Origin of the sequence: Pseudoduganella albidiflava (genome assembly GCF_004322755.1) — a bacterium.
Classification (GTDB): domain Bacteria; phylum Pseudomonadota; class Gammaproteobacteria; order Burkholderiales; family Burkholderiaceae_D; genus Rugamonas; species Rugamonas albidiflava.
Map to the genome: position 1 here is coordinate 4,436,137 of NZ_CP036401.1, position 11,025 is coordinate 4,447,161.

Annotated in this window: 8 protein-coding genes; all 8 read right to left on the reverse strand. The window is 69.6% G+C overall.

Going from position 1 to position 11,025, the window contains the following annotated elements; all coding sequences use genetic code 11:
- Positions 1–78 precede the first annotated feature (78 nt).
- Genes EYF70_RS18250 through EYF70_RS18285 form a run of 8 tightly spaced genes read right to left on the reverse strand, consistent with a single transcriptional unit; the run spans position 79 to position 10,976 of the window.
- Entirely contained in the window at positions 79–3,477 is a 3,399-nt protein-coding gene (locus tag EYF70_RS18250) for a glycosyl hydrolase (protein ID WP_131146678.1), read from the reverse strand.
- 2 nt (positions 3,478–3,479) lie between these two features.
- Complete coding sequence (locus tag EYF70_RS18255) at positions 3,480–4,844, reverse strand: family 1 glycosylhydrolase (protein ID WP_131146679.1); 1,365 nt, start codon at positions 4,842–4,844, stop codon at positions 3,480–3,482.
- A gap of 41 nt (positions 4,845–4,885) precedes the next feature.
- Positions 4,886–6,469, reverse strand: a complete 1,584-nt coding sequence (locus EYF70_RS18260; RefSeq protein ID WP_131146680.1) for a bifunctional 3-(3-hydroxy-phenyl)propionate/3-hydroxycinnamic acid hydroxylase — start codon at positions 6,467–6,469, stop codon at positions 4,886–4,888.
- Positions 6,466–7,350, reverse strand: coding sequence for a fumarylacetoacetate hydrolase family protein (locus EYF70_RS18265; RefSeq protein ID WP_131146681.1), 885 nt, complete (start codon positions 7,348–7,350; stop codon positions 6,466–6,468). The genes EYF70_RS18260 and EYF70_RS18265 overlap by 4 nt, the downstream gene beginning before the upstream one ends.
- A gap of 16 nt (positions 7,351–7,366) precedes the next feature.
- Entirely contained in the window at positions 7,367–8,281 is a 915-nt protein-coding gene (locus EYF70_RS18270) for a VOC family protein (RefSeq protein ID WP_131146682.1), read from the reverse strand.
- Complete coding sequence (locus EYF70_RS18275) at positions 8,278–9,348, reverse strand: amidohydrolase family protein (protein ID WP_131146683.1); 1,071 nt, start codon at positions 9,346–9,348, stop codon at positions 8,278–8,280. Before EYF70_RS18275 ends, EYF70_RS18270 begins: the two co-directional genes overlap by 4 nt.
- Positions 9,345–9,788: a GlcG/HbpS family heme-binding protein gene (locus EYF70_RS18280; RefSeq protein ID WP_229420446.1), complete on the reverse strand. Its 444-nt coding sequence runs from the start codon at positions 9,786–9,788 to the stop codon at positions 9,345–9,347. The genes EYF70_RS18275 and EYF70_RS18280 overlap by 4 nt, the downstream gene beginning before the upstream one ends.
- A 27-nt stretch (positions 9,789–9,815) precedes the next feature.
- Entirely contained in the window at positions 9,816–10,976 is a 1,161-nt protein-coding gene (locus tag EYF70_RS18285; RefSeq protein ID WP_131146685.1) for an MFS transporter, read from the reverse strand.
- Between the last annotated feature and the right edge of the window lie 49 nt (positions 10,977–11,025).

Here is an 11,025-nt window from a genome sequence, read left to right on the forward strand (position 1 = left end):
TAGTGGCGCCGCGGATATCGCCAAAGCCTTGTTTGGCGATACCAGCTATCTGCGCCTGCCCGTGCCGCCGGGTCTTCGCTACCTCGACGGCACCTGCAGCGTGACCGGTCCGATCAGCCCCGCAGGGCGCAGCGGCGCATCGGGCTTGTACGTCGGCGCGGCAGTGAACGTCACCTTGCGCGCGCCCGGCTGCGCATCGCCGATCAGCCGGTTGACCCACAGGTTGGCCACCCTCACCTCCACCGTATTGGCGCCCGCCACCACCAACTGGCCGATGTCGACTGCATATGGCTGCTTCCAGGCGATGCCGGCCGGCTTGCCGTTGACGATCACTTCCGCCACGTCGCCCACCCGGCCCAGGTCCAGCTTCACGGACCGGCCCGGTTCCACACCGGCGGGCAGCGTGAAGCCGCGCCGCCACGTGCTGATACCCGAGAAGTACTTCACCTGCGGGTCGGTGCTGTCCGCCAGGGAACCCGGTGCGCCACTGGCGATCGGCGGCGGCGCGCCCAGGCCGTCGAAACTGACTTGCCAGCCCGTGTCCAGCAGCGCCGCCCGCGTCCATGCCGGCCTGGCGGGCGGCGCGGCGGAGGCACTGGCGGCGGCGTTGCGGAACACCACGAAGACCGACTCGCTGGCGCCCAGCGACAGGGGTACCGCCGTGCGGCGGCCCTGCGTGCGGTAGCCTGCCGGTTCGCTTCGCCCGCTGTCGGCATGCCAGAACTCGGGCGCCTTGCCGTGCACGTTGAACAGCGCCTCCGTGTCGACTGGCGCCGCCGTGCGGTTGACGATGAAATACAGGTCGCCGTCCGCCAGGCGGCGGTGCACGAACGACAGCGGGTTGCCGCTGCCGGCGTAGTCCAAGTCCGGCTCCTGGCCGAGCGTGCCGAGGACGGCTTCCACGTCGCCGCTGTCGACCACGCGGCCCTTGCCGACCCTGCCGGCGACCCTGCCGCTGTCCTTCCCGCTTCCCTTGGCGCTCCACATGCTTTTGACCAGCGCGGCGAACTGCTTCGGATCGTCGCCCAGCGCCGGCGAGCCCTCCGGCGCCGCGCCGACGATCGTCGCCCCCTGCGTGGCCAGCGCGTGCAGGCGCCGCAGCGTGGCCAGCGTCATCTTGCGGCTGCTGCCGCCGAGGTACAGCACGCGATAGCGCGCGCCGCTCTTCGCCAACAGGTCGCCGCGGTCGACGGACAGCGCCTGCGCCAGCGCATCGGCGTTGACGAAGTCGTAGGCGTAGCGGCGCGGCGCATCGGCCGGCTGGCCCTTCTTGTACAGCGTGACCAGCGGCGCCTCTTCGCCATAGAAGTACGCCACGTCGGCGTAGTGGCGCCCCTGCTGCAGCAGGTACGCGCTGCGCGCCATGTAGTCGACCCACGGCCGCGCCATGCCGGCCCAGGTCTCGTTGCGGTTGAAGTACTGGCCGAAGATCGCCAGCGACAGGCCCGGCTTCCTGTCCTCGCCGAGCGGCTGGTGCACCGAGGTGTGGATCACCGGCAGGTTGACGCCGCTGGCGAATTCCGTGTCGATCATCGGGCGCAGGTCGGCCGGGGCGAAAGCCCACGGCGCCATGGCGCTGGTCATGGACTCGGCGGCGACCAGGTTCTGGCCATAGATGTGCGATACCGAGGCGGCGCCCCGCATGTCGGCGATGGCGCTCGGGTTGGGACCGAGATCGGGCCGGTAGGTCCACATCGCCGCCATCGGGATGTCGGCGTGGCGGCGCATCGCCATGTCGTCGCCCAGCGCCACCCTGGCGCTTTCCAGCGCTTCGCCATAGACCTTCATGCCCCGTTCCCGGGCCACGGCCGCCACGGTGCCATAGTGCTCGCTGGCGGCCAGGTCGGCCAGCGTGCGGCGCCAGTCGTACAGGAAGGCGTCGGTACGGGCGCGGTTGCCGATGACGAGGCCCGCCAGTGCCGGCAGCCAGGGCCGCGCGTCATAGCCGCGCAGGCGGCTGAACTGCTCGAGCATGCGCGGTGTCCAGTTCGACGCGCCCACCTCGGTGCTGTCGGTCACCAGCGCGCGCACGCCGCGCTTGCCGATCAGTTCCTTGCCGACCGCGCTTTCATAGTTGCCCAGGTAAGTCTGCAAATAGCGGCGCACCGCGCCGGCATCGTACTTGTCCACTTCCAGCCCGGTGGCTTCCGGCGTCGCGGGGTGGTTCTCGATGCCGGTCAGCGACCAGCCCAGCCGCAGGATCTTCCAGGTCCCCTTCGGCGGCGTCCAGCGCAGCGTGCCGTCGGCGGCCAGCTTGCCGGTCAGGTCGACGATGCGCGACGGCGCCATGCCCGCCTCGCCGGGATCGGCGGCGGCATCGAGCGCATGGTAGTCGGCCACGGTCGTGAAGCCCGCCTTGGCCTCGAACTGGTGCACTTTCGGCTCGGCCGACAGGGCCAGCTGGCCAAGGCGCAGGTTCTTCGGCTTGGCCATCGCCGCGAAGGGTCCCGTATCGGCGCCGGCCACCGGCATGAAGCCCGGGTTGACAACCGGCGGGCTCGCCTTGATGACGACGCGGAAGCGAGCCGCCGTGACCGGCGCGAAGCCCGCCGTGGCCGGTACCAGCGACAGCGGCAGGTCAGCGACTTTTTTCCACGCCTGCCCGTCCATGCTGGCTTCCAGCACGGACTGATAAGCAGGGCCTTCGAAGATATTTCCCGCCCCCGGCGTGAAGATCGTTGCCGAGCGCACGGTGCGCGGTGCCGGATAGTCGAGCGCGATGACGATCGCTTCGCCGGCGGCAGGCGGCGCGATCTCGACCACCTCGCTGTCCTGCGGCGCCGCCAGCCTGCGCGCGTCCAGCGTTCGTTCGCCAAGGCGGATGGCGGGCAGCTCGCCGGATGTCGCCTCGACCGGCCACGCATAGACGGCGATGTCCCCGCCGGCCTGCGCCAGCTTGTTCGCGTCCGGCCGGTGACCCATGATGTCGGGCAGGACGAACAGGTCCTGGAACGGCCCGCTGGTGCGCGGCGCGGGGGCCAGCTTCACCTCCACCGGCTTGCCGCCTTCAAGCCCTCCTTCAATCACCGTCTCCGACCACACCAGCTTCTTCATGCCATCCTGCGCCGGTACCCATGGCCCGCCTGTCTCGCTCCAGCCGGGCGAGGCGGCGATGCCGAATTCCAGGTTCTTTTCTTCGGCCAGCTGCGTGGCGAAGCGGAACGCGTCCTTCCAGCCCTCGTCCATGTACACCAGGCGCTTGTCCACCAGCGGCGGCGTCATCATCTCGGCGTCGAAGTTCTGCAGGCCGCCCAGGCCCGAGCGCGACATCCACTCGATATCCTTGCGGATGCCCTCCTTCGTGACATTGCCGTTCAGCCAGTGCCACCACACGCGCGGGCGGGCCGATTGGGGCGGATCGGCAAAGCCCTTCGCCAGCTCGTCGCCCCAGGCGGACGGCGCAACGGCAGGCAGCAAGGCTGGCACGAACAAGGCGGCGAGCACCGCCCGTCGGATCGTCTTCAGTCGCGGCGCCATCGTCAGACTCCGTTTGCCCTGGCGATCTTGCCGAGTACCGCAAGGCTCGGCTTGGCGGTGCGCCGCATCGTCTTGCGGTCCACGCCGATCAGGCCGAAACGGGGGCCATAGCCGAAGATCCATTCGAAATTGTCGATCAGCGACCAGTGGATATAGCCGCGCACATCGATGCCATCCTTCAGGCAGTTCGCCACGCCGGCCACCGCGGTATGGATGTACGCCACGCGCTGCCTGTCGTCGTCGGTGGAGGTGCCGTTCTCCGTCACGTAGAGCGGCTTCTTCACATGCTGCGCCGTGTAGCGCAGCGTGGCTTCCAGCGCCTGCGGGTAGTACTCCATGTGGGCGGACGTCATCACCGCGTCCTTCGGCGGCGGCAGCACGCCCTCCGGCCCGATCAGCTCGCGCGTGTAGGTCTGCACGCCGAAGAAGTCGCCGTGTTCGTCGATGGCCTTGAACCACGGTTCGTAGGCGATGGCGCGCTTGCGGTCGCGCATGGCCGGGTCGCCCACCGCCTGGTCGTCGGCGATGGCGATCGAGAAGCCGACCGGCAGTTGCGGGCGTACCGCCTTCACGGCCTGGTACGCCGCCGCATGGCCCTGCAGCTGGCCAGCCTGGATCCTGTCGAAATCGCCGAACAGCCAGGCGGAGAACTTGTCGGAACCGGTCTGGCGCGCCGCTTCGGCCAGCATGGCCTTCATGCGCGGGTTGCCTGCCATGCCGGACAGCGGGCCGGGAATGCCGAACAGCAGCCGCGCCAGGTTCGGTTCGTTGAACGTGGTGGCGTAGTCGATCAGGTGGCCCAGGTGCTGCGTGACTTTTTCGCAGTAGCGCGCGAACAGGGCCGCGGCCCCTTCCGCTTCCCAGCCGCCACGGGCGGCGAACCAGCGCGGATTGACGAAGTGGTTGAAACTGACCATGGTGCGCAGCTCGCGCTTGCGGCAGGCTTCCAGCACGTCGCGGTAATGCTCCAGCGCGGCGACCGAGAACAGGCCCTCCACCGGTTCCACGCGCGCCCACTCGATGGAAAAGCGGAACGTGTTCAGGCCCGCCTGCGCCAGCATGCCGATATCCTGGTCGAACAGGCGGTAGTGGTCGACGCCGGCGCCGGACGGTTCCTTGAATTCGGTCGGCTGCACGTTCTCCAGCAGCCAGGCATCGCTGTTGACGTTGTCGCCTTCGGCCTGGTGGCCGGCGATCGCCGCGCCCCACAGGAAGTTTTTCGGGAAGGGGCCTTTTGCCTTCGTGGCGGCAGCGGCAGTGGCCGCGCCGGGCAGCATGGCGGCGCCGGCCAGTGCGGTGCCGAGTCCCAGCAGGGTGCGGCGGCGCGGATTGTTCGGGGGATTGCCGTGATTGAACTGGTCGGTCATGCCTGTCTCCATTGTTGTTGTGATAGCGTTATTGCAAGAAGCTACGGCAAGCGTTGCTGCAGGTTTTCCACCAGCGCGAGCAGGCTGCCGCCATCGGCCGCCACGCCGTACACGTAGTGATCCGGCCGCACCACGGCGGCGCGCACGCCATGCCGCGCCAGCCAGCCGGCGACCACGCCATCGGCTTCGCCGCTCTGCATGCGGTGCGGGCCGCTGGCAAAGCCGCCTTCGCCGGGCGGCAGCGACACCAGCATGCCCAGCCCGGCGGCCACGCGCAGCAGAGCTGCCGGCAGTCGGTCGATTGGCAAATCGGTGACGATGCGCCAGCCGGCGCCGGCGATATCGTCCAGCAGCGCCGGGCCGGCCGGGCCGTGCACGCGGGGCTGCGGGAACAGCTTGCCGGCACCTTCGCAGCCGTTCATGTCGAGGAAGCCGGTGGACAACGGCGGGATGATGTCCTGCCGCGCCTGGGTCTTCACCTGGCCGCTGGCCGCGTCGAGCAGCGCCGCATCGCGGGCCCGGGCCTTGCCGGCATCGCGCTCGCAGATCACCGCGCCGATATCCTTGATGCGCGTGGTCAGCTGGCGCACGTGCTCGCGGCGCTCGGCCGCATACGTGTCCAGCAGGGAATCGGATAAATGCGCACCAGCTTCGCCACCCAGCACGGCGCGCAGCTTCCACGCCAGGTTGGCCACGTCGCGCACGCCCTGGCACATGCCCTGCCCCAGGAACGGCGGCTGCTGGTGCGCCGCGTCGCCGGCGATGAACGCCCGGCCCTTGCGCCACTCCTTCGCCACCAGCGCATGGAAGCGGTAGCTGGCCTGGCGCCACAGCGTGGCGTCGTCCGGACCGATCCAGCGCCGCAGCACGCTCCAGGCCCCCTCTTCCGTCGCCATGTACGCCGGGTCCTCGCCGGGCAGCAGCGAGATTTCCCAGCGGCGGTGGTTGCCCGGTCCGATCACGTAGGTGCACGGCCGGCCGGGTTCGCAGAACTGCACGCTGGTGGACGGCAGCTTCGCCAGCCCGCGTTCGTTGACCTGCACGTCGACCACCAGCCACGGTTCGTCGAACTGCAGGTCTTCCAGTGCGATGCCGAGCGCCTCGCGCACCGCGCTGGAGGCACCGTCGCAGCCGATCGCGTAGCGGGCCCGCACGGTGCTGCGCTGGCCGCCGCCATCCTCCAGGTACAGCGTGACGCCGGCGTCATCCTGTTCCAGGCCGGTGAAGCGCAGGCCCAGCTTCACATCGACACTGGGCAGCGCCCGCACGTGCGCGCGCAGTGCCGCTTCCACCGGCGGTTGCGTGAACACCATCGACGGCGTGTGGCCCAGCGGATAAGGCGGCTCCACCGTGGCCAGCCGCTTGATCAGCTGGCCGTCGACGCCGTAGTACTCGGACGGCGTGAACGGCTCGCAGAACGGCGCAATGGTCTCCGCCAGCCCGAGATTCTGGAAGATGCGCATGATCTCGTGGTCCAGCGCGATGGCGCGCGGCTTCGGATACACCTCGTCCGTGCGGTCGATCACCAGCGTGCGCAGCCCGGCCTGGCCCAGCAGCGCGGCGGCCACCGCGCCGGACGGCCCGAAACCGACGATGGCGACGTCGTAGTCGGGACGCGCGTTCATGATTGCGCTTTTTCCTGCACTTCGTCCCGGATCGTGTTGACCAGCAGGCCGACGCCCTCGATCTCGACTTCGATCGTGTCGCCATCCTTCATCCACACCGGCGGCACGCGCGACTGGCCCACGCCGGCCGGCGTGCCCATCGCGATCACGTCGCCCGCTTCCAGCGTCACGCATTCCGACAGCAGCGCGATGGTTTCGGCCACGTCCCAGATCATGTCGCGCGTGTTCGCGTCCTGCATCACGGTGCCGTTCAGGCGCGACTGGATGCGCAGGCCGGCGCCGCCCGGCGGCAGCTCGTCCGCCGTGACCAGCACCGGGCCGAACGCGCCGGTGCGGTCGAAGTTCTTGCCGATCGTCCATTGCGGCGTGCGCTTCTGGTAATCGCGCACGGAAATGTCGTTGAAGGCCGCGTAGCCGAACACGTAGTCCAGCGCCTCTTCCTTCGTGATATGGCGGCCGCGCTTGCCGATGACGACGGCCAGTTCAGCCTCGTAGTCCAGCTTTTCCGACACCCGCGGCCGCTCGGCGGCTTCGCCATGCGCCAGCAGCGACGTGGTCGAGCGCAGGAAGAACCACGGGTAGACGGGCTTTTCGCGGCCGCTCTCGGCGGCGTGATCGTAATAGTTCAAGCCCAGGCACACGGTCTTGCCCGGCTCCGGTACCACCGGCGCCAGCGTGATACCGGCCAGCGGCTGGCGGTCCGCGGCGGACGCCACTTCGATGGCGCGGCGCGCGGCGGCCCGCAGGTCGATGCCGGACTGCAGCGCCTTGCGGGCATCGGACGGCACCTCGGGGACCAGGCGGTTCAGGTCGATGACGCTGTCGCCGTCGAGGATGGCCAGGCGGGCTTCGGTGCCGCTGCGGTAAGAGACGAATTTCATGGGTTTCTCCAGTTGCTTATTGAGTGTGTTCGATGAAGCGGATTTTTTTCTGGGCCTGCTTGATGCGGTCCGACGGCGGCTTCGACACGCCCCACTGGTCGAAGCGGCCCGGCGGCCAGGTCCAGTCGGATGGCGCGCCGACCTGGTAGCTGTCGTCGACCTGCAGCACGTCGGCCGTGTATTCGATGACGAAATCGTCCGGGCCGACGAAGTACGCGAACACGTTGTTGCCGGGGCCATGGCGGCCGACACCCCACTCGATCGGCCAGCCGGCGTCGCTCATGCGGCCGGCGCCGCGCATTACCGCGTCGAGGTCCGGCATGACGAAGGCGATGTGGTTCAGCGTGTTCGAATCGGCATCGGCCAGCGCGATGCTGTGGTGGTCCGCATTGCAGCGCATGAAAGCCATGATGCGGGTGCGGTCTGACAGGCGGAAACCCAGCGCGTCTTCGAAGAATTTCTGGGCCAAGGCCACGTCGGCGCTGTTGAAGACCGCGTGCGTGATGCGGACAGGGGCATCTTTTTTTACCTCGCGCTGTGCATCCTTCCCGGCATGGCGTTCGTCGCCATGCACGAAGCGCAGGATGCGGCCCTGCGGATCGGCGATGACGACAGCCGTGCCGCCGCCCGGTTCGTCCACCGGTGCGGGGCCGGAAATCACCCTGCCGCCGGCGCTTTCGGTGCGCTGGGCGATCGAGACCAGGTCCGCCGGGGCGGCGACACTGAAGGTCAGGTTGCGCACGTCCGGCTGCGCGCCGCGGTGCAGCGACAGGATGTGGTGGAAGCTGCCGGTGCCGCGCAGGTAGACCGCATCGCCGGTGCGGGCCACGGTTTCAAGGTGCCAGGTGCCGGTGTAGAACCGTTCGGCGGCATCGAGATCGGTCACGCCGATCGCGATGCTGCGCAGCTGGCCGGCTGGGGAAGTGCTCATACAGTAACTCCTTGGGAATCGGGGGCAAAGTCGAGGGCAACATCGAGGGCAAGGAAGCGCGCCGCGTTGCCGGCGACGAGCCGCGCGCGCACCGATGGATCGGCGACGGCGGCCTCGATGCCGGCCACCGGCCGCGCATCCCGGAATGCAAAGGGATAGTCGGTGCCGATCATCAGCGCATCGGCGCCAAAGCGCTGCAACAGCACGTCCAGGGTCGGGGCATCGAACACCAGCGTGTCGTAGAACAGGCGCCGCGCCTGTTCCGACGGGCCGACCGGCATGGCCTCGGCCAGCGCCGGAAACACCTTGCGGGCCTGTTCCAGGCGCGGCAGCAGCATCGCCAGCGTGCCGCCGCCGTGGCTGAACGCCATGCGCAGGCCGGGATGGCGTTCCACCAGGTTCGAGGTCAGCACCGAGGCCGCCGCCAGCCCCACTTCGGTGGGGTAGCCCAGCGCCTGCAGCAGGTTCGACGGGCCGACCAGCCGGTCGGCGCCGGCCGGCTTCAGCGCGTGGACGAACACGGCGACGCCCTTTTCTTCACAAGCTTCGAAGAATGGCGCGAACTCGGGCGCGCCCGGCGGACGGCCGTTGATGTTGCTGCCGATCTCGATGGCGCGAAAGCCCAGCTGCCCCGTGAGGTATTCCAGTTCGGCCAGCGCCAGGTCCATGTCCTGCAGCGGCACCGCGCCCATGCCGACCAGCCGGCCGCCGGACAAGTCCACGGCGGCGGCGATCTGGTCGTTCACGTAGCGCAGCAGCTGTGCCGCTGCGGCCGGCGCCATCCAGTAGGACAGCAGCTCCGGCATCGGCGAGATGGCCTGGCGCGCCAGCCCCATCTCGTCCATGTCGGCGATGCGGCGGCTCGGGCTCCATGCCATTTCCGACACGGTGCGGTACACCTTCCCGGCGATCATCACGTGGCGGTGGCACGCATGGGCCGGTGCCATCGATGGCCAGTCGGCCGGCACGGCACTGCCCAGGTAGTGCGGGAAATCGTGCGGGATGAAGTGCGCATGCACGTCGATGCCGCAGGTGCAGGCCGGGGACCCGTGAAAAGCCATGCTCATGCCGTCGCCAGCCCCGCGGCCAGCACGCCGGCGGCGCAGATCGCTTCGTCGTCCTCGCCCTTGCCGCCACTGGCGCCGACGGCGCCGATCACGACGCCGCCGCGGACCGCGGGCACCGAGCCCGCCTGCGGGATGAACTTGCCGTGGCCGGTCGCGGCCAGCGCGTTGAAGAAGGCGGGATTGCCTTGTGCGCGGCCGTGCAGCACGCTGCCGGACACGCCCATGCCAGCCGCCGCCCAGGCCTTGCCGAGCGCGATGTCGGTGCGCAGCATGCTGGCACCATCCTCGCGCTGCAGCGCCACCAGGTGGCCGGCCGCATCCAGCACGACCACCGCGACCGGCGGCATGTTCGCGGCACGCGCGGCGGCAAGCGCGGCGTGCAGGATGCCGTTGGCTTCGGCGAGGGTCAGGGGTTCGACCGGAGAGTGGGTTTGGTTCACTTGCATACTCCTATGACAATAAATTGCTCAGGCAGTGGCGGCGGCGGGCGTGCCGGACTGGCGCGCCACCAGCGCGAAGCACAGCGTGGCGCAGGCGCCTACCGCGATCGCCAGCGCGGCCAGCCCGCCGAATCCCGCATGGGTGGCCACCGTGCCGGCCAGCGCCGGGCCGATCGCCGAACCGGTCATCATCATGGCCGGCGTCGACGCCAGTGCGCGGCCGCTGGGATCGAGCCTGGCGATCAGGCCGAACAGGAAGGTGTGCATGAAGATCAGCACGGCCGGGTAGACGCAGGCCGCCAGCGCGTAGAGCGGGTAGCCGGCCGCCAGCGAGACCGTCACGGCCAGCGCGGCCTGCAGCGGCGCCGCCACCAGTGCCACGCGCACCGGATTCAGGCGCTTGTCGAGGAAGCCGGCAATGGCCGCCGGCAGCAGGTTCACCAGGCCGACCACCACCAGCAGCTGGTTGACGGCTTCCTGGCCGAAGCCGCGCATGATGCCGATCCGGTCCAGCATGCTAAAGGTGAGCGCCTGGTTCAGCGCCATCGCGGCGACGCCGAAGATGGCGCACCAGGCGGCGCGGGACAGCCGGCCATGCGCGGCCTGATCGTGCCCCGCCCTGGCGTGCCGCGGGAAGGCCAGCGCGGCCAGCGCCGTCACGGCCATCAGGCCGGCCAGCACCTTGAACAGCGTGGCGCCGCCATGCGCGGCGATCGCCGGTGGCACGGCCGCGTAGAACACCACGGCGCCGATGCCCAGCGCGGTGCCGGCCAGCGCGAACAGCCGGTGCGGGTTGGCGCTGCGGCCGATGGTGCCGTGCGTGACCGACAGGGCGGTCCCCGCGGCCAGGCCGGCTACCAGGTGCAGCAGTGCCAGCGTGCCGAAATCCGTTGTCAGTGCCGCGCCGGCGAATGCCAGCGCCGCGATGCCGTAGCCACCGGCCACGCAGGCGGTGCGCGGCAGCCGGCCGAAGCGCGGCGCGGTGAAGAGGCTGGCGGCAACCGCACCTGCCAGGAATGCCGTGACAGTGATGCCGGCCTGTTCGAGGCCGAACCCATAGTGCTGGACCAGCGCGCCGACCCAGACCGGCAGCGCGACCAGGTCGACCATGCCCGTGAAATGGCACAGCATGAGGATGCCGCGGCCGCGCCAGGTCTCCGGCGCACGCCCTTGAGCGGGGTTCTGCATGGTGGTCTCCGAGTGTTATGGGATGTTGTGGAGACAACGATAGCAGCGG